This window comes from Streptomyces sp. NPDC029526 (assembly GCF_040637405.1).
Classification (GTDB): Bacteria; Actinomycetota; Actinomycetes; order Streptomycetales; family Streptomycetaceae; genus Streptomyces.
Map to the genome: position 1 here is coordinate 299,897 of NZ_JBEZWE010000001.1, position 18,819 is coordinate 318,715.

An 18,819-nucleotide genomic window follows, 5' to 3' on the forward strand; every position below is an offset into this window, starting at 1 on the left:
GTTCATCCCTGGGTCTTCTTGATGGCTTCGCGCAGCACCTGGCGGTCGTCGAACGGACGCACCACCCCGGCGATGTCCTGGCCCTGCTCGTGGCCCTTGCCGGCGACCAGCACGGTGTCGCCGGGCTCCGCGCGGGCGACGGCGGCGGCGATGGCGGCGGCCCGGTCCTCGAAGACCTGCACCTCGCCGCGCTCGTGCGCGGGTACGGAGGCGGCGCCCTGGAGCATGGTCGCGAGGATCGCCAGGGGGTCCTCGGAGCGGGGGTTGTCGGAGGTCAGCACGGCGGTGTCGGCGAGGCGGGCCGCGGCGGCGCCCATCGGCTCCCGTTTGCTGCGGTCGCGGTCGCCGCCGCAGCCGAGGACGACGTGCACCTTGCCCTCGGTGATGCGGCGCAGGGCGCGCAGCACCGACTCGACCGCGTCGGTCTTGTGGGCGTAGTCCACCACCGCGAGGTACGGCTGCCCCTCGTCCACCCGCTCCAGGCGGCCCGGCACGCCCGGCACGGCGGCGATGCCGTCGGCGGCGGCCTGCGGGTCGAGCCCGGCGGCGGCCAGGGCGACGATCGCGGCGAGGGTGTTGGCCACGTTGAACGGGCCGGGCAGCGGGGAGGTGGCCGAGATCCGCTCGTCCTTCGGGCCGACCACGGTGAACGTGGAGTCCAGCGGGCCCACCGTGACGTCCTCCGCCCGCCAGTCGGCGTCGGGGTGGCCCTCGGCGGAGTAGGTGACCACGGGGACCCCGGACTCCTTGGCCAGCCGGCGGCCGTACTCGTCGTCGACGTTGACCACGCCGAAGCGGCTGCGGGCCGGGGTGAACAGCTGCGCCTTGGCCTGGAAGTAGTCCTCCATGCCGGAGTGGAACTCCATGTGCTCCGGGCTGAGGTTGGTGAAGACCGCGATGTCGAAGACGCAGCCGTCCACCCGGCCGAGCACCAGGGCGTGGCTGGAGACCTCCATGGCGACCGCCTCGGTGCCGCGTTCGCGCATGACGGCGAACAGCGCCTGGAGGTCGGTGGCCTCGGGCGTGGTGCGCTCGGACTTGATGCGCTCGTCGCCGATGCGCATCTCGACGGTGCCGATGAGCCCGGTGCTGCGGACGGTGCGCAGTCCGCCCTCGACGAGGTAGGCGGTGGTGGTCTTGCCGGAGGTGCCGGTGATGCCGATCTGCAGCAGGTCGCGGCCCGGGTGGCCGTAGAGGGTGGCGGCCAGCTCGCCCATCCGCGCCCGCGGGTCGTCGACCACCAGCGCCGGGAGCCCGGTCGCGGCGACGCGCTCGGCCCCGGCGGGGTCGGTGAGCACGGCGACCGCGCCGAGGCTCGCGGCCTGGGTCACGAAGTCGGCGCCGTGCGCCCGGGCGCCCGGGAGGGCGGCGTACAGGTCACCGGGCCGGACGGCCCGCGAGTCGTGGGTGATGCCCGTGACCTCGGGGTCGTGTTCCGGCGCGGGGGCACCCAGCTGATCGGCGAGCTCCGCCAGGGGTGTGGCGGACAGCTGCACCGGCCGGGGCGGTCCCGGATATGTCACGGGGTGGCCCTTCTGGGTGGTTCGGGACTGATCAGGGTGTGGCACGGCGGTGAGCGTACCGGGCCCGCCCGCGTCGGAGCCAAAGCGGGGCCCCGGCTCACCTCCGTCGCGGGCGGGCGGGGGCGCCGGAGGGCCGGCCGGGGTGGACGGGAGGTGCGGGGTCCCGGAGTCCGGGTGGTTCGTGGTCACGGGGTGGTTCCTGGTGGCTCGGTGTGCGGGACACGGGGGCTCGGGACGGGCGGGGGACGGCCGGCGTACGCGGGCGTACGGCCGGGGGTGCCCGGCCCGGGACGGGGGCCGGGCGGAGGGCGCGGCGGCGGTCAGGGGGTGAAGGTGACCGGCAGTCTGGCGGGTTCGGCGCCGGTCGGCGGGACCTGGAGCGACTTCAGGGCGAACTCCATGACCTGCTTGTAGACCGGGCCGCAGATCTGCCCGCCGAAGTAGCTGCCGCGGGTGGCGTTCTGGATGACGCAGGAGACGGTGACCCGGGGCTTGTCGGCGGGCGCGAAGCCGGCGAAGGAGGAGGTGTAGCCGTGGTACTTGCCGGTGGCCGGATCCACGCGGTTGGCCGTGCCGGTCTTGCCCGCGACGCGGTAGCCGGGGATGCGGGCCTTGGTGCCGGTGCCCTCCTCGTCGTCGACCACCGACTCCAGCATCCGGGCCAGGGTGGTGGCGGTCTTCTTGCTGACCACGCGCCGCTCGTCGGGCTTCGGCGCGGGGGTGAACCGCCCGTCGGGGCCCCTGCTGCCGCGCACCAGCGTGGGCTCGATGCGCACGCCGCCGTTGGCGATGGTGGAGTAGACCGACGCCGCCTGCATGGCGTTGACGGAGACGCCCTGGCCGAAAGGAATCGTGTACTGCTGGGAGGTCGACCACTGGTCGGGCGGCGCGAGGATGCCCTTGGTCTCGCCGGGGAAGCCGAGTCCGGTGTGGCTGCCGAGGCCGAACTTGCGCAGGTAGTCGTAGAGCACCTTGTTGGCGGCGGACTGGGTCTTGCCGAGCTGTCCGGTGGCCAGGATGGTCCCGATGTTGCTGGACTTGGCGAGGACGCCGTTGAGCGTCAGGTACCAGGTGGGGTGGTCGACGTCGTCCTTGAACAGCCGGTCGCCGCGGTGCAGCCGGTTGGGGACCACGACGTGGGTGTCCGGGGTGGCGGCGTTCTCCTCCAGGACGGCCGCCATCGACATCACCTTGGCGGTGGAGCCGGGTTCGAAGGCGTCCTGGAGGGCGGCGTTGCCGAGCGTGGCGGGGTCGGCGTCGGAGAGGTCGTTGGGGTCGAACCCGGGGGCGTTGGCCATCGCCAGGACCTCACCGGTGCGGGTGTCCTGGACGATGACGTAGCCCCGGTCGGCCCGGGACTTCTCGACCTGCTTGCTGATCGCGTTCTGCGCGGCCCACTGGATGTCGCGGTCGATGGTCAGCTCGATGTCGCTGCCGGGCACCGCCGGGGTCTCGGTGGACCCGGCCGTGGGGACCAGGCGCCCGCCGGACTGGGCGTAGCGGATCTTGCCGTCCTTGCCGGCCAGCTGCTCGTTCAGCTGGAGCTCGACGCCGCCGCCGCCCTGGCCGGAGGCGTTGACCCAGCCCAGTATCCCGGCGGCCAGCTCGTTGTTGGGGTACACCCGCTTGCTGGTGGGCACGGAGAAAACGCCGGCCAGGACGTTGACGGCCGCGTCGTCGCTCGCGGTCTTCTTCGCCAGGGCGGACTTCAGGTCCTTGATCTGCTTCCACACCTGCGGTGTCTGCCGGCCGGCCAGCTTCACGTAGCGCAGCTTCTCGTTCTCCGGTCGCAGCTTGCCGACCAGCTTCTCCTGGCTCTGGCCGAGGATCGGCGCGAGGAGGGCCGCCGCCTGTTCGGGTCCGTCGGCGATCTCCAGCTCGTCGGGCGCGAACATCGTCGGGTCGGCGGTGATGTCGTAGGCGTCCTCGCTGGTGGCGAGGGCGACTCCGTGGCGGTCGGTGATCTCGCCGCGCTCGGCGGCCAGCACCTGGCCGACGTAGCGGTTCTGTTCGGCCTTGGAGGCGTAGGTGCTCGCGTCGACGGCCTGCACCTGCACCAGGCGCACGACGAAGGCCAGGAGGACCAGGGTCAGTGCCAGGCCGACCAGGCGCAGCCGGGGGCGCGGGCTGCCCAGCCGGATGGCCTTGGGGGCCGGGCGGGCGGGTCCCGGGCGGCGGGCGGGCCGGGCACCCGGCGCGGGCCGGCGGCGCGCGTCCGGCCGGCCGGCGGACCTGGCGGGGCCGGGGACGCGGCGGCGCGGCGGTTGCCTGTCGGACACTTCCGTCACCTGCCGGGGTTCGTCGAGGGGGCGGGCGTGGGGGCGGCAGCCGGGGCGGGGGCGCCCGTGGGGACCGACGCGGCGGCGCTGGGCAGCGGGACCGTCGCGGTGGCCATCGCCTCGGGCGCCGGGACGCGGGGCGCGCCGGAGGAGGCGGCGGGTCCGGGGACGCCCTTGACGCTGCCGTCGGGCGCCAGGAAGGCGGGGTCGCCGCCGGGGACCATGCCGAGGTCGCGGGCGCGGCGCTGGAGGGCGTCGGGCGCGGAGTGGGCGTCGATGTCCCGCTGGAGCGCCTGTTCCTCGTCGGTGAGGTTCTTGGTGTCCCGTTTGAGGTCGTCGAGCTCGAAGGATCCCTCGCTGAGCGCGGAGTTCAGCACCAGAAGGCCGATCAGTCCGCCGCCGAGGAGGAGGACGACGAGGAGGACGAAGGGTGTGCGGGCCGCGCGGGCCCGTCCGGCGGGGAGGAGCCGCGCGAGTCGGGCCGCCCTCCCCTTCAGTTCGGGTTTCCTGCTCACTCACGCTCCCCTGGGTTCGTTCTTCCTGCCCGTGTGCACGTCCCCTCGCCGGGCGCCGCTACTCCAGGTGCTCCCTGATGCGCTGGGCGCCGCGCAGCCGTGCGGGGGCCGCGCGCCGGTTCTCGGCGATCTCCTCCTCGGTGGGGAGTTCGGCACCTCGGGTGAGCAGCTTGAGCCGGGGCTGGTAGCGCTCGGGGACGACGGGCAGTCCGGGCGGCGCGGTGGTGGCGGCTCCGGCCGCGAACACCTGCTTGACCAGCCGGTCCTCCAGGGAGTGGTAGGACAGCACGGCGATGCGTCCGCCCACGTCGAGCGCCCGCACCGCGGCGGGGATCGCCCGTTCCAGCACGGCCAGCTCGCCGTTGACCTCGATGCGCAGGGCCTGGAAGGTGCGCTTGGCCGGGTTGCCGCCGGTGCGCTTGGCGGCCTGGGGCAGGGCGTCCCGGATCAGCTCCACCAGGCGCGCGCTGCGGGTGAACGGCTCCTTCTGGCGCTCCCGGACGACGGCGGCGACGATCCGCTTGGCCTGCTTCTCCTCGCCGTAGGTCCGCAGGATGCGCACTAGGTCGCCGGGCGGGTAGGTGTTGAGGACCTCGGCGGCGCTCACGCCGGTCGTCTGGTCCATGCGCATGTCGAGCGGGGCGTCCTGGGCGTAGGCGAAGCCGCGGTCGGCCTCGTCGAGCTGCATGGAGGACACGCCGAGGTCGAACAGCACTCCCTGCACGCGCGGCAGCCCGAGCCGGTCGAGGACCTCGGGCAGCTCGTCGTAGACGGCGTGCACCAGGGTGGCCCGCTCCCCGAACGGGGCGAGCCGTTCGCCGGACAGGCGCAGGGCCTCCTTGTCCCGGTCCAGGGCGACGAGCCGGGCCTCGGGGAAGCGCCGCAACAGGGCCTCGCTGTGACCGCCGAGGCCGAGGGTGCAGTCGACGACCACCGCTCCGGGCCGCTCCAGGGCGGGGGCGAGCAGGTCCAGGCAGCGGTCGAGCATGACCGGGACGTGCCGGGCCTCCCCCGCCCCTCGCTCGCCGTCACCGGTGTTCTCAAGCGCTTCGCGCCCTGTCACTCTGGGCCCTCTCACATCCGGCCCGGCCGTGACGCACCGCCGGGTCCCCGCCCCTGACCCGGTGAGGGGGCGGCCTGTCGGCGCCGGAAGCGGGAGGAGGCCGGGAGCGGGAGGAGGCCGAGCCGTGCGTACGCGCCGCGCACGCGAGGAGATCTCCGGGCGGGCCCGGGTCTCCCTGGAAAAACAGTCCGGCGGGAGGGCCTCGCCTCCCGCTTCGCGTCACTTTAGTCCACGGTGTCGCCCGGTCAATCAACCGGCCTGCGCGTCGCCCGTCCGGGTACGGGACAAGCCCCGGTGGGGGGACAATTCACCCATAGGAGGCAGATCACATCGCCTCTGTGGAATACCTCACAACAAAACCCGATGCGGTTCTTTGTCCCGTCTCATGACGCGCCCCGGCGGGTCGTGAGCATTACCGTCATGAGTATGACGACTTCTGCATCGGTCCCCGCAGGCTCAGGTGGCGCGGCACTCGGCGAGGAGACGGTCACCGACCGCCTGGTCGACGCCAACCACCAGTACGCCGCGGCCTTCACCGACCCCGGTATGGACGCCCGCCCCGTCCTGCGGGTCGCGGTCGTGGCCTGCATGGACGCCCGCCTCGACCTGCACGCGGCGCTCGGCCTCGAACTGGGCGACTGCCACACCATCCGCAACGCCGGCGGCGTCGTCACGGACGACGTGATCCGCTCGCTGACCATCAGCCAGCGCGCCCTGGGCACGCGCAGCGTGGTGCTGATCCACCACACCAACTGCGGCCTGGAGTCGATCACCGAGGAGTTCCGGCACGACCTGGAGATGGAGGTCGGCCAGCGCCCGGCCTGGGCCGTGGAGGCCTTCCGGGACGTCGACCAGGACGTGCGGCAGTCGATGCAGCGGGTGCGCACCTCGCCGTTCCTGCTGCACACCGGGGACGTGCGCGGCTTCGTCTTCGACGTCAAGAGCGGCCTGCTGCGGGAGATCGACCCCACCTGACCTGCCGCCCGCCCGTTCGCGCCCCGGAGGCCCCAGGACGTACAAAGGTCGTACGACCTGACATATCCCCGCCGGTTGTCCACAGGCGAGTGACACGAATCGGTAACGGCGGCAAGAATGCGGGAGGGGTGTCGCGCGGAACTTTTCCCGCGTGGCATCCGTGATTCGGGGTGGGCCGGTCCGCACAGCAAGGCGTCGGCCCGGAGACATGTGCCCCGCGCTCCCGCCGGGAGCGTGGGGAAAGGCCGAGGAGGGCCGGGTGCCGACCTTTGACGATCGAGCGAGCCATGGGGGCGCCCCCGACCGAGCGTATGCGAGGGTGGGGGACGATTTGACCGCCGTGGTGGAGCGCGTGCGGGGTTCGGTGGAAGGCGTGATCGAGGGCAAGCCCGAGGTCGTACGGCTCTCACTGACCGTGCTGCTCGCCGAGGGACACCTGCTCATCGAGGACGTCCCGGGAGTCGGCAAGACGATGCTGGCCAAGGCACTGGCGCGGTCCATCGACTGTTCGGTGCGGCGGATCCAGTTCACGCCGGACCTGCTGCCGTCGGACATCACGGGTGTGTCCATCTGGGACCAGCAGCGCCGCGACTTCGAGTTCAAGCCGGGCGCCATCTTCGCCCAGGTGGTGATCGGCGACGAGATCAACCGTGCCTCGCCCAAGACGCAGTCCGCGCTCCTGGAGTCGATGGAGGAGCGCCAGGTCACCATCGACGGCAAGACCTACGAGCTGCCCAGCCCCTTCATGGTGGTGGCGACGCAGAACCCGGTCGAGATGGAGGGCACCTACCCGCTGCCGGAGGCCCAGCGCGACCGCTTCATGGCCCGCGTCTCGGTCGGCTACCCGAGCGCGGAGGCCGAACTGCAGATGCTGGACGTGCACGGCGGCGTCTCCCCGCTGGAGGACCTCCAGCCGGTGGCGCACGCCCACGAGATCCTGAAGCTGATCGAGGCGGTGCGCGGCGTGCACGTCGCCGAGCCGGTCCGCCGGTACGCGGTCGACCTGGTCGGGGCCACGCGCACGCACCCGGACCTCCGGCTCGGCGCCTCACCGCGCGCGACGCTGCACCTGCTGCGCGCGGCCAAGGCGGCGGCCGCCCTCAACGGCCGGGAGTACGCGCTGCCGGACGACGTGCAGGCCCTCGCGGTGGCGGTGCTCGCCCACCGCCTGCTGCCCACCGCCCAGGCACAGCTCAACCGCCGCACCGCCGAGCAGGTCGTGCAGGAGATCCTGCAGAGCACCCCGGTGCCGGCGGCCGCGCCCCAGCAGTCCGGGTTCGGCCCGGTCCCCAGCGTGCCGGGTTACGGCCAGCACCCGCCGCGGAGGCTGTGATGTCCGCCGCGGGGGCGGTCCGGGCGGAGGGCGACAGCGGCGGGAAGGGCGGCGTGCGCACCGCCCTGGCCGGGCTCACCACCCGCGGGCGCTCCTTCCTGGCCGCCGGGGTGGCCGCCGCGATCTGCGCGTACGTGCTCGGCCAGAGCGACCTGCTGCGGGTCGGGCTGCTGCTGTCGGTGCTGCCCCTGGTGTGCGCGGCCGTGCTGTACCGCACCCGGTACCGGGTCGCCGCCAGCCGGCGGCTCGCCCCCGCGCGCGTGCCGGCCGGGTCGGAGGCCCGCGTCCACCTGCGGATGGACAACGTCTCCCGGCTGCCCACCGGCCTGCTGATGCTCCAGGACCGGGTGCCCTACGTCCTCGGCCCGCGCCCGCGCTTCGTCCTGGACCGGGTGGAGGCGGGCGGGCGCCGCGAGGTGTCCTACCGGGTCCGCTCCGACCTGCGCGGCCGGTACCCGCTGGGGCCCCTCCAGCTGCGCCTGTCGGACCCGTTCGGCATGTGCGAGCTGACCCGGTCGTTCTCCACGCACGACACGCTCACCGTCGTCCCCCGGGTGGAAGCACTGCCACCGGTGCGGCTCGGCGGCGAGGCCAAGGGCTACGGCGACGGGCGGCTGCGGGCCCTGGCCCTGGCGGGCGAGGACGACGTGATCCCGCGCGGCTACCGCTACGGCGACGACCTGCGCCGGGTGCACTGGCGCTCCACGGCCCGCTACGGCGAGCTGATGGTGCGCCGCGAGGAGCAGCCGCAGCGGGCCCGCTGCACCGTCCTGCTGGACACCCGGGCCATCGCCTTCGAGGGCGCGGGACCCGACTCGGCGTTCGAGTGGGCGGTGTCGGGCGCCGCCTCCGTGCTGGTCCACATGCTGGAGCGGGGCTTCTCGGTGCGGCTGCTGACCGACACGGGCACCGTGGTGCCGGGCGAGGCCGGGTCCGACGGGTTCGCCGGGGCCGGCCAGGAGTCGGCGGACGCGGCCGGTCTGATGATGGACACCCTCGCCGTGGTCGGCCACTCCGACGGCGCGGGCCTGTCCCGCGCGTACGACGTGCTGCGCGGCGGGAACGAGGGGCTGCTGGTGGCCTTCCTCGGTGACCTGGACGAGGAGCAGGCGGCCGTGTGCGCCCGGATGCGGCAGCGCAGCGGCGGCGCCCTGGCCTTCGTGCTGAACCGGGGAACCTGGCGGCGGGAACCGGCCGCCGGGTCCGGTTCGTTGAGCGGGAGCGGGGACACCCTGCGGATGCTGCGCGAGGCGGGCTGGACGGCGGTCGGCGTACCCCGCGGTGCCGCGCTGGAAGGGCTGTGGCGGCTGGCGGAGCGGGAGCGTTCCGGCCTGGCCGCGGCGAACGGCGGGGAGGGACCGTGATGAGCGGGCGGATACGGCTGACGCTGGCCGCGTGGGGAGCCACGCTGCTCGCGGCGAGCGCCCTGCTGCCCCTGGTCAGGCCGGCGACCTGGCTGATGCAGGCGGCGTTCCTGCTCGCCGTGCAGGCGGGCGTGGGGGCGGCGGCCCGGAGGGTGCCGCTCGCCCGGCCGGTGACGGTGGCGGCCCAGCTGCTCGTCAGCCTGTTCCTGCTGACCCTGGTCTTCGCCAGGGAGCACGCCTTCGCCGGTGTGATCCCGGGACCGGAGGCGATCCGGTTCTTCGCCGAGCTGCTGGAGAGCGGCGGCAACGACGTCAACCGGTACGCGATACCGGCTCCCCTGTCCGACGGCATCCGGCTGATGCTGGTCGGCGGGGTCCTGATCATCGGTCTGCTGGTGGACGCGCTGGCGGTGACGTTCCGCAGCGCCGCCCCGGCCGGACTCCCGCTGCTCGCCCTGTACTCGGTGGCGGCGGGCCTCGCCGACGGCGGCAGCGACTGGCTGTGGTTCCTGCTGGCCGCGGCGGGCTATCTGATGCTGCTGCTCGCCGAGGGCCGCGACCGGCTCTCCCAGTGGGGGCGGGTCTTCGGCGGCGCCCCACGCGGCATGGACGGCGAGTCGTCCGGCGCGTCCCCGGTGCGCACGGGACGGCGGATCGGCGTGGTGGCGCTCGGCATCGCCCTGGTGGTGCCGCTGGCGCTGCCCGCGATGGACGGCGGCCTGCTGGACCCGGCCGGTTCGGGCGTCGGACGCGGCAGCGGGGGCGGCGGCACGATCTCGGCGGTGAACCCGCTGGTGTCGCTGCGCGACTCGCTGAACGTGAAGGAGGACCGCCAGGTGATGTCGGTGCGCACCGAACTGGAGGACACCTCCGACCTGTACCTGCGGATCGTCTCCCTGGACGACTTCGACGGCACGACCTGGAAGCCGTCCAAGCGGTCCATCACCACGGTGCCCGACGGCACCTTCCCGACCCCGGCGGGCCTGAGCCCGGAGATCGAGCGCACCGAGGTCGGCACGACCATCTCCGCCGCCGACTGGTACGCCCAGGACTGGCTGCCGATGCCGTATCCGCCGAGCGGGGTGAGCATCCGGGGCGACTGGCGCTACGAACCGGTCGGGATGACGCTGGTGGGCGACCACGGCCAGAGCACCCGGGGCCTGACCTACGAGGTGCGCAGCCTCGACGTCCGGCCCACGGCGGAGCAGCTGGCCGAAGCGCCGGAACCGTTGGCCGTACTGAAGCGGGAGTTCACGCAGCTGCCCGATTCGCTGCCGGAGGTGGTGCACCGGACGGCCCGTGAGGTCACCGAGGGCGCGGCGAGCGACTACGACCGCGCGGTGCTGCTCCAGGACTACTTCGCCGTGAGCGGCGGCTTCGAGTACGACACCGAGGTGGACGTCGGCAGCGGCTCCCGGGGGATCGCCCGCTTCCTGCGCGACAAGCAGGGCTTCTGTGTCCACTACTCGTTCGCGATGGCCTCGATGGCCCGCTCCCTCGGGATACCGGCCCGGGTCGCGGTCGGGTTCGCGCCCGGCACGCCGCAGGCGAACGGCACGGTGTCGGTGGGGCTGCGGGACGCGCACGCCTGGCCCGAGCTGTACTTCGAGGGCGTCGGCTGGACGCGCTTCGAGCCGACGCCCACGCGGGGCTCGATCCCGTCCTACACCCAGCCCGACACCACCGAGGACGCGATCCCGGACCCGGCCGCGCCGTCGGAGGAGACCTCGTCGGCCCCGTCGGCGGCACCGTCGGCGACCGACGGCTGCACCCTGGAGCGGATCCGGCTGGACGGCGCCTGCCCGAGCGAGTCGGCCGACGCCGTGGTGGCCGCCGGTGACGACGGCCCGCCGTGGTACGCGATGCTGCTGTGGGCCCTGGGCGGGCTCGCGGTGCTGCTGGTGCCGCTCTCGCCGATGCTGTGGCGGCTGCGGACCCGTGCGGCGCGGCTGGGCGGCCACGGCCGCTCGGAGGCCGACGCGGCCCCGTACGTCCTGGCCGTCTGGGACGAGCTGACGGACTCGGCGTGGGACCACGGGGTCTCCCCCGACGATTCCCTGACCCCCCGCAAGGCGGCTGCCCGGATCGTCCGGCTGGGCCGGCTCGACGACGAGGCCGCGGCCTCGGTGCACCGGGTGGCGGACGCCGTGGAGCAGGTGCTCTACGCACCGCGTCCCCGTCCCGCGGCCGGTCTGGCGGACGACGTCCGGCGCGTGATCATCGGCCTGGGGGCCGCGTCGGGACGCGGTACGCGGCTGCGCGCTCGGTTCGCTCCGCGTTCGGCCGTGCGGGTGGTGTGGCGGGCGTCGGCGTGGTGGGCCGGGGTCCGCGCCCGCGCCGCGGCACTGCGGCCGACGTGGCGACCGTCGTGGCGCCGGCCCTCACGCCAGCAGGGCTGACCGCACGGATGAGGGGCGGGGCGGACTTCCCCGGGCTCGGGCCCGGGTCGGGGGCGGGGGCGGCTTTGGCCGGGCCCGCCCCTTTTCGGCGTCATGGGGCGGTCGGCGTCACGGGGCGGGTGTCGGGGGCCGGACTTCGGGTGTCGGGGGCCGGGTGTCGGGCGCCGACGGCTGGGGTGCCCCATCCGCGGCGGCCTCGCGGTAGCTGCCCTGCGGCGCGGGGTCCGTCGGCCGGCGACGCCTCGGCGGCGTTCTGGTCCCGCACGGTCAGGTAGGGGAACGCGGCAACGCGCCGCCCCAGGGGCGCTCCCCGCCGGGCGCGGCGAGGCCGGTCCGGTGCCGCCCTGGCACCCGCTCAGCACGTTCGGGGCGACCACGAACCAGCGGTCCGTGTCGAGCGCCCGTCCCGGCCCGATCAGGCCGGCCCACCGGCCCGGCGAGGGATGACCGGGCCCGGCGGGTCCGGCCGCGTGGCTGTCACCGGTGAGGGCGTGCAGCACCAGCACGGCGTTCGAGCCGTCCGGGCCATCCCACTCGTGCCCGCCGCCCCGCCGGACTGCCACCCCGCGCACCGTGGTCCCCCAGGGTGCGCTCACCGTGGCAGTCACGGTGGGATCCGCTCAGCCTGACCGCCTCCCGGCCGCTTCCCGACCGGACCGCCCCACCCAAGGCCGGTGGGGTGGGCCCGCCCTGCCAGAGGTCCCCCGAGACCCGCCGTCGAGCCCACCCGACCCGACACCCCACGACCGCGTGCACCGGGGCGGTGAGCAGGAGGCGGAACCGGTGAGGCGGGGGACCAGTGAGGCGGCATGGCCTACCGGGTCCCTGAGAGCCGGCCGGGTCCCCTGAGCCGGACGGGCCGCTGTGACCGCTGTGGCCGTCTGCGGACCGGGCGGGACGACACTGATTGACGGAGCAGACAGGGCATGACGGGGCGTGTGGGCACGACAGGGCGGGGTGGGCGGGGCCGGGCGTCGGAAGACCCCGCGGGCTCGGTGAGGGAGCCTGCGGGGTCAGGGCGTGCGGCAGGGGGTGGCCGCCGTCCGGGCGGTCACCCCCTGCTCGCTGTCTTCAGCTGTTCGGGCCGGCGGCTGCGCGATGCCGGTGGAACATCCGGGCGGCCTGGCCTACTGGCCACCCTGTTCGTCACGGCGGCGCTGCCAGCGCTCCTCAATCCGGTTCATCATCGAGCGTCGCTGCCGGCCTTGACGGCCCGCCTGCGGGACGCCCGGCGCGCCGGCGGTCTGTTGCTCGCCGGGCTTGGGCGCCTTGCGCCAGCCGGTCACGGCGAGAACCGCGCAGCCCAGCATGACGAGGAACCCCACCACACTGAGCCAGACCTGCTGGGCGACCATACCGGCCATGAGGAGCGCAATACCCACGAGGAAGCCCACGACCGCCTGGTAGACCCGCCGCCGGGTGTACGTACGCAGCCCGCTTCCCTCGAGCGCCGACGCGAACTTGGGATCTTCGGCGTACAGCGCTCGCTCCATCTGCTCGAGCATGCGCTGCTCGTGCTCCGAGAGCGGCACGGAGTCCTCCTCATCGTGCAGTCGCCGGGGGCGACCCGGGGGGTCCCTACAGGATAGGCAGGGAATCGCCCCCGTGAAACCCGCCCCTCTACGCCAATGGGCCAACCGGAACCCGCCATGAACGTCCCGGCTCGCTGAGGCTCCTATTCCCCGGCGGCCGTCCCGTCATGCCGGGGCGGTCTCCTTCGATCATACGGCGCCCAGCCGCCATTCGGGGGGCCTGTGGCGCACTCCATGCGCGCGCGGGGTTTCCTACGAGCCCCTGATCAGCGGCTCGTCACCCCGGACGACTCAGTCCCCGGTGGCCTCGGTGGCCGCACGAGCCTCCGTGGCCCCGTCGGCCCCCGTGTCCCCCGCAGCCCCGGTGGCCCCGGTGTCCCCCGCCGTCCCGTTGCCCCCGTCCGCCTCGCCCAGCACGTGGAGCTGGGTGGCCACGGCGTGGAAGGCGGCCAGCTCAGCCGCCGCGGCCTCCAGCCGGAGCAGCGCGTCCAGCGCGCCGGGCTCGGTGTCCACGAGCGCGCCGGGGACGAGGTCGCCGAAGACGCGCACGCCGTGCACGGCGGCGACCCGCAGCCCGGCGCCCTCGGCGAGCGCGGTGAGCTGGGCGGCGGTGAAGCGGCGGGGCATGGGGTCGCCGTCGCCCCACCGGCCGTCGGGGTCGCCGAGGGCCTGGTGGGCCTCCGAGAAGTGCCCGGCCAGGGCGCGGGCGATGACGGCACCGCCGAGCCCTGCGGCGAGCAGGCTGAGCACGCCGCCGGGGCGCAGCGCGGCCACCGCGTTGCGCAGGCCGTGGGCGGGGTCGTCGACGTACTCCAGGACTCCGTGACAGAGCACCACGTCGTAACCGCCGCGCTCGGCCACGTCGAAGAGGCCGTGGGCGTCGCCCTGACGGCCCTGGACCCGGTCGGCTACGTCGGCCTCGGCGGCGCGGCGTTCCAGGGCGAACAGGGCGTTGGGGCTGGGGTCGACGACGGTCACCCGGTGACCGAGGCGGGCCAGGGGGACGGCGAAATTACCGCTGCCGCCGCCGGCGTCGAGGACGTCCAGGACCGGCCGGCCGGTCGCCTTCACCCGGGCCTGGAGGGCCTCCTGGAGGACCTCCCAGACCACGGCGGTCCGCAGGGCGGCACGGGACCGGGAGGGTTCCGGGCGCGGCGACGTCGTCTGCGGGTGGGAGTGGGGGGCGGACGGGCGCATCGGGTCCGGCACGGCAGTTGCTCCTCGGCGCGGCACCGCCTTCATCCTCGGGCGGGGCGGATCGGACGGCCGCCCGGCCCGGGACATCGGGGCGGGCGGGGTTCAGGCGCCTTCCACCCTATTGCCTCGACCACGGGATCCGGTCACCTGCCAGCGCCGTCACGGTCCCGTCCGAGCGGGACCGTGACGGCGGGCGGCGCGGGACGGAGCAGCGGGGCGGGACGCGTGGCGGGGCGGCAGGGTGGCAGGACGGGAGGGCGGGAACGGCAGCGGTGCGGCAGCGGCGGCGGGGCGGGCAGGACGGGGTGCCGTTCCCGCCGGCCGTCCGGTCCCGCTGCGGATCAGCCGGCCCGATGGCTCACACCGGCCGACCCCTGACGGTCAACCACCCCCGTGACGGTCCACCGCCCCCGTGGCGGTCAGCTGCCGGCCGGCCCCGTGGGGCTCAGTCGCCCCCCCTACCGGCCGACCGACCCCTCGACGGCCGGCGGTCGGTCGCCGCCGTGGTGGTCAGCCGGCATCGGGCAGGTCCCGGTCGGCGTCGCCGCCCGGGTCCGGGCCCTGCGGGCGGCCGGCGCGCTGAACATCCGTGCCGGTCCGGTCGGCGTCGGGGCGGGGCTGCGGCAGGACCGGCTGCAGGACGAGCATCCGCTCCACCAGGCGCAGGAACGCCGTCGCGTCCCGTATGAGGTCGTCGGCGTCCCGGTCGGTCGCCGCACCCCTGATGCCCGCCTCGGCCCGGGCGCGGCGCCGGGCCCCGGACGCGAACAGCGCGCTCCACTCGGTGAGTTCCGGCGCTATCTCGGGGAGCACTTCCCAGGCGCTCCTGATCTTCGCCCGCGCCCGGGGCGAGGTCTCCGGCCGGCCCCGGGCGGCGAGCACGGCGGCGGCGGTGCGGAGGGCGGCGAGGTGGGCCGTCGCGTAGCGCTCGTTGGGGGTCTCCAGGGCGGTGGCCTCGTCGAGTCCGGCACGGGCCTGGGCGAGCAGATCGAGGGCGGCGGGCGGGGCCGCGGCGCGGCGCAGCACGGGGTGGACGTCGCTCGCCGGGCCGGTCAGTGAGGGTGCAGGGCCGGCTGCGCGGCGCCGACGGGCGGCTGCTGCGGACGAGTGGGCCATGACGAACCTCCTGTCGTCTTCATGACGGCACGCCCCGAGACGGGACGCCGTATGACACATCGTGAGGTATGGCACTGACAATCCGTTCTGACCTGCGGTTTTGCTTCGAGCGAGCGTTCGGGCTAGTTTTTGCACTGACCAGTCAGTTCAAAACGTGGGGGCATGAGTGGACGGTCAGGGCGGAGCCGCCGTGGCGGCCCGCGACTTCGGCCTGAAGGGACCGCGGGGCTGGGCGTTCCGCGGTGTCTCGGTCGACGCGGAACCGGGTTCGCTGATCGCGGTGGAGGGACCGTCCGGTTCGGGGCGCACCTGCCTGCTGCTGGCGCTCACCGGGCGGATGCGGCCTTCGGCGGGCCGGGCGGCCGTCGGCGGGTTCGACCTGCCGAAGCGGATGGCCGCGGTGCGCCGGATCAGCGCGCTCGCGCACGTCACGGGTGTGACGGACCTCGACCCGGCGCTGACCGTCGGGGAGCACCTGCGGGAACGGGCCCTGCTCCAGCGCCGCTTCGGCGACGCGCTGTCGGCGTGGCTGCGTCCGCGCGGCGCACGGGCCGGGGAGGAGAAGCGGCGGGTCGCCGCCGCGCTGGAATCGGCCGGGCTGGACGTGGACGCCCTTCCCAAGGGCCTCCGGACGGCCGTACGGGACCTGGAGCGGGTGGAGGCGCTGCGCCTCTCCGTGGCCCTGGCACTGCTCGGCGGGCCGGCGCTGCTCGCCGTGGACGACGTCGACCTGAAGCTGTCGTCCGCCGAACGGGCGGAGGTCTGGGACCTGTTCAGGTCGCTCACCGCCTCCGGCACCACAGTCGTGGCGGTGTGCAGCGAGTCCCCCGACGACGCGGTCCGCGTCCGGACGGACGCCGGCGTCGACACCGGGTCCGGCGCCGCCGTGGACGACGCACGGTCCGGCGCCGCCGTCCCGCAGGACGAGCCCGTAGCCGAGGCCGAGGCCGCGTCGGGGTCCGGATCGGGGTCCACTCCGGCCGGCGGGTCCGACGCCACTGCGGACGACGGTTCGAGGGCCGCTTCGGACGACGAGCCCGCGAGCACCGCGGACGACGAGCCCGGGAGCACTGCGGACGAGCCCGCGAGCACTTCGGACCACGAGCCCGGGGCCGGCACCGGGGCCGCCGGGGGAGGTTCCGCGGCGGACGCCGATTCCGCGGCCGACGAGGAAGGTTCCGCGGTCGGCTCCGCCTCCGCCCCGGTCACCGGCGACGACGGGTCCGTACCCGCGGCGCCCGCGGGCCGCGCCAGCCGCACGGTCGGTACGGGCCGCGCGGTCGGCACGGGCCGCGCGGAGGCGCTGCCGGACCGCGAACGGGACGCGGGACGGCCGGGCCGCCGGTCCGGGGCGCGGAACGGACGCTCCGCGGAGCGCGCGCGGACGGCGCGGGAGACGCCCGCCGCGCACCACGACACGAAGGAGGGGGCGACCGATGCGTTCGCCGAAACTGGCCGCTCTTGAGCTCCGGCGGTTCGGCCGGGGCAAGCTGCCGCGGGCCGCGCTGGTCGCCCTGATGGTGCTGCCGTTGCTCTACGGCGCCCTGTACCTGTGGTCGTTCTGGGACCCGTACGACCGTCTGGACCGCATCCCGGTGGCGCTGGTCAACGACGACGAGGGGGCGACGGCGGACGGGAAGCGGATCACCGCGGGCGACGACATCGCGGACGGGCTGCACGACAGCGGCACCTTCGACTGGCGCGAGGTGAGCGCCGAGGAGGCGCGCCGCGGTGTCGAGGACGGCACGTACTACCTGTCGTTGACCATGCCCGCGGACTTCAGCCGCCGCATCGCCTCCAGTTCGGGAGACACGCCGGAGACCGGCGCCCTCCAGGTGCGCACCAACGACGCCAACAACTACATCGTCGGGCAGATCTCCCGCACGGTGTTCGGCGAGGTCCGCCAGGCCGCGTCGACGAAGACCTCCCGCTCCTTCCTGGACAAGATCTTCGTCTCGTTCTCCGACATCCACGGCCGCACGGAGGAGGCCGCCAAGGGTGCCGACGAGCTGAAGGGCGGCATCGGCAAGGCGGAGAAGGGTTCCAAGGACCTCGCGGACGGTCTCACCGACGCCAAGGGGGTCAGCGGCAAGCTGGCCAAGGGCCTGGAGGACCTCGACAAGGCCGCGGGCCGCCTCAAGGACGGCTCCCGCAAGGTCGCCGACGGCACGGGGGCCCTGTCCGACCGGGTGAACGCGATGGAGACCACGGTGGGGCCGGTCCTGGAGAAGAACGAGAAGGCCATCGGGGCCACGGCGCGGCTGGTCGCGGAGTCGGCCGGCAAGCTCCGGGACGACCTCGACGCCCTCCAGAAGCGCGCCCCGGGGGCCGCCGAGGAGGCCCGCACCGCCTCCACCGCCCTCGACGGCGTGCACCGCACCCGCTGCGAGGAGGCGGAGGAACCGGACGCCGCCTGCGCCGACCTGGGGAAGGCGAAGGACGCGGCGGCGGACGCGGCCGGTGTCGCCGAGGACGTCGGCGCGCTCGTCACCGGCAACCGCGAGGAACTGAAGAAGCTGGACACGAAGCTGGGCACCCTGGAGAAGCAGGCCGGGACGCTCGCCGAGCGCGCGCCGAACCTGTCCGAGGACCTGGACGACGCGGTCACCCGGGTCAACGCCCTGGACGAGGGCGCCGGGAAGGTGGCGTCCGGCCTGAAGAAGCTGCACGAGGCGCTGGGCCGGGCCGGGACGGGCGCGACGGGGCTCGACAAGGGCATCGGCAAGCTCGGCACCGGCGCCGACGACCTGAACGGCGGCATCTACAAGCTGGTCGACGGCTCCGGCGAACTGGCGGGCGGGCTGCACGACGGTGCCGAACGCATCCCGGACTACGACGCCGAGGAGCGCGACCTGCGCACCGAGGTGATGGCCGACCCGGTGAAGCTGGTCTCCCGCGACCTGCACAAGGCGCCCAACTACGGCACCGGTTTCGCCCCCTACTTCATCCCGCTGTCGCTGTGGGTGGGCGCGATGGTGGCGTACATGCTGATCGCGCCGATGAACCGGCGGGCGCTGGCGGCGGGTGCCTCCGCGTGGCGGATCGCGCTGGCGGGCTGGCTGCCGGTGGTGGCCGTCGGGGTGCTCCAGACGGGAGCGCTGATGGCGGTGCTGCACTGGGCGATCGGGCTGCAGATGGTCCGGGCGGCCGGGACGGTGGCCTTCCTGTGCCTGGTGACGGCGTGCTTCGCGGCGATCGTGCAGTGGCTGAACGCCCGGTTCGGCGCGGCCGGCCGGATCCTGGTGCTGGCACTGCTGATGCTCCAGCTGACGTCGGCGGGCGGCACGTACCCCGTGCAGACCAGTCCCGGCTTCTTCGAGGCGCTGCACCCGTTCCTGCCGATGAGCTACGTCGTGGAGGCGCTGCGGCGGCTCATCACCGGCGGCGGTCTCGGGCCGGTGTGGCAGGCGTGCGCGGTGCTGGCGGCGTTCACCCTCGGCGCGCTGGCGCTGACCGCCCTGTCGGCCCGTCGCCGCCAGGTGTGGACCCTGGACAAGCTGCACCCGGAGCTGAGCCTGTGACC

Annotated in this window: 12 protein-coding genes and 2 pseudogenes; 6 read left to right on the forward strand and 8 right to left on the reverse strand. The window is 74.6% G+C overall.

What is annotated here, in order from left to right:
- Nucleotides 1-2 precede the first annotated feature (2 nt).
- From AB0F01_RS01360 to rsmH, 4 genes are all read right to left on the reverse strand, one after another.
- Nucleotides 3-1,523, reverse strand: coding sequence for a UDP-N-acetylmuramoyl-L-alanyl-D-glutamate--2,6-diaminopimelate ligase (locus tag AB0F01_RS01360; RefSeq protein ID WP_362089046.1), 1,521 nt, complete (start codon nucleotides 1,521-1,523; stop codon nucleotides 3-5).
- Nucleotides 1,524-1,843: 320 nt separating this feature from the next.
- Nucleotides 1,844-3,802: a penicillin-binding protein 2 gene (locus AB0F01_RS01365; RefSeq protein WP_362089047.1), complete on the reverse strand. Its 1,959-nt coding sequence runs from the start codon at nucleotides 3,800-3,802 to the stop codon at nucleotides 1,844-1,846.
- 5 nt (nucleotides 3,803-3,807) lie between these two features.
- Nucleotides 3,808-4,317, reverse strand: a complete 510-nt coding sequence (locus AB0F01_RS01370; protein WP_362089048.1) for a hypothetical protein — start codon at nucleotides 4,315-4,317, stop codon at nucleotides 3,808-3,810.
- Between the two features lie 58 nt (nucleotides 4,318-4,375).
- Nucleotides 4,376-5,380, reverse strand: coding sequence for a 16S rRNA (cytosine(1402)-N(4))-methyltransferase RsmH (gene rsmH / locus AB0F01_RS01375; protein WP_362089049.1), 1,005 nt, complete (start codon nucleotides 5,378-5,380; stop codon nucleotides 4,376-4,378).
- A 426-nt stretch (nucleotides 5,381-5,806) separates the two neighbouring features.
- Between rsmH and AB0F01_RS01380 the strand changes: the two genes are divergently transcribed.
- The 4 genes from AB0F01_RS01380 (at nucleotide 5,807) to AB0F01_RS01395 (ending at nucleotide 11,451) form a co-directional block, all read left to right on the forward strand.
- Complete coding sequence (locus tag AB0F01_RS01380; protein WP_362089050.1) at nucleotides 5,807-6,355, forward strand: carbonic anhydrase; 549 nt, start codon at nucleotides 5,807-5,809, stop codon at nucleotides 6,353-6,355.
- 319 nt (nucleotides 6,356-6,674) lie between these two features.
- Complete coding sequence (locus tag AB0F01_RS01385) at nucleotides 6,675-7,688, forward strand: MoxR family ATPase (RefSeq protein ID WP_362089051.1); 1,014 nt, start codon at nucleotides 6,675-6,677, stop codon at nucleotides 7,686-7,688.
- Nucleotides 7,688-9,052: a DUF58 domain-containing protein gene (locus AB0F01_RS01390; protein WP_362089052.1), complete on the forward strand. Its 1,365-nt coding sequence runs from the start codon at nucleotides 7,688-7,690 to the stop codon at nucleotides 9,050-9,052. The genes AB0F01_RS01385 and AB0F01_RS01390 overlap by 1 nt, the downstream gene beginning before the upstream one ends.
- The gene (locus AB0F01_RS01395; RefSeq protein WP_362089053.1) at nucleotides 9,052-11,451 is read left to right on the forward strand and encodes a DUF3488 and transglutaminase-like domain-containing protein; all 2,400 of its coding nucleotides are present in this window, start codon (nucleotides 9,052-9,054) and stop codon (nucleotides 11,449-11,451) included. The genes AB0F01_RS01390 and AB0F01_RS01395 overlap by 1 nt, the downstream gene beginning before the upstream one ends.
- Before the next feature lie 226 nt (nucleotides 11,452-11,677).
- Here AB0F01_RS01395 and AB0F01_RS01400 read toward each other — a convergent pair.
- From AB0F01_RS01400 to AB0F01_RS01415, 4 genes and pseudogenes are all read right to left on the reverse strand, one after another.
- Nucleotides 11,678-11,975 (reverse strand): annotated as a pseudogene (locus AB0F01_RS01400) (homoserine O-acetyltransferase); the annotation flags it as partial.
- A gap of 603 nt (nucleotides 11,976-12,578) precedes the next feature.
- Complete coding sequence (locus tag AB0F01_RS01405) at nucleotides 12,579-12,983, reverse strand: DUF3040 domain-containing protein (RefSeq protein WP_362089054.1); 405 nt, start codon at nucleotides 12,981-12,983, stop codon at nucleotides 12,579-12,581.
- Nucleotides 12,984-13,274: 291 nt separating this feature from the next.
- A complete protein-coding gene (locus AB0F01_RS01410; RefSeq protein WP_362089055.1) occupies nucleotides 13,275-14,192 on the reverse strand; it encodes a methyltransferase in 918 nt (305 codons plus the stop codon).
- 498 nt (nucleotides 14,193-14,690) lie between these two features.
- Nucleotides 14,691-15,296: an SAV_6107 family HEPN domain-containing protein gene (locus AB0F01_RS01415; protein ID WP_362089056.1), complete on the reverse strand. Its 606-nt coding sequence runs from the start codon at nucleotides 15,294-15,296 to the stop codon at nucleotides 14,691-14,693.
- Nucleotides 15,297-15,462: 166 nt separating this feature from the next.
- Here AB0F01_RS01415 and AB0F01_RS01420 point away from each other — a divergent pair.
- Both AB0F01_RS01420 and AB0F01_RS01425 read left to right on the forward strand, forming a co-directional pair.
- Nucleotides 15,463-16,149 (forward strand): annotated as a pseudogene (locus tag AB0F01_RS01420) (ATP-binding cassette domain-containing protein); the annotation flags it as partial.
- Between the two features lie 583 nt (nucleotides 16,150-16,732).
- On the forward strand, nucleotides 16,733-18,817 hold the full coding sequence (locus tag AB0F01_RS01425) for a YhgE/Pip domain-containing protein (RefSeq protein WP_362089057.1): 2,085 nt from the start codon (nucleotides 16,733-16,735) through the stop codon (nucleotides 18,815-18,817).
- Nucleotides 18,818-18,819 lie beyond the last annotated feature (2 nt).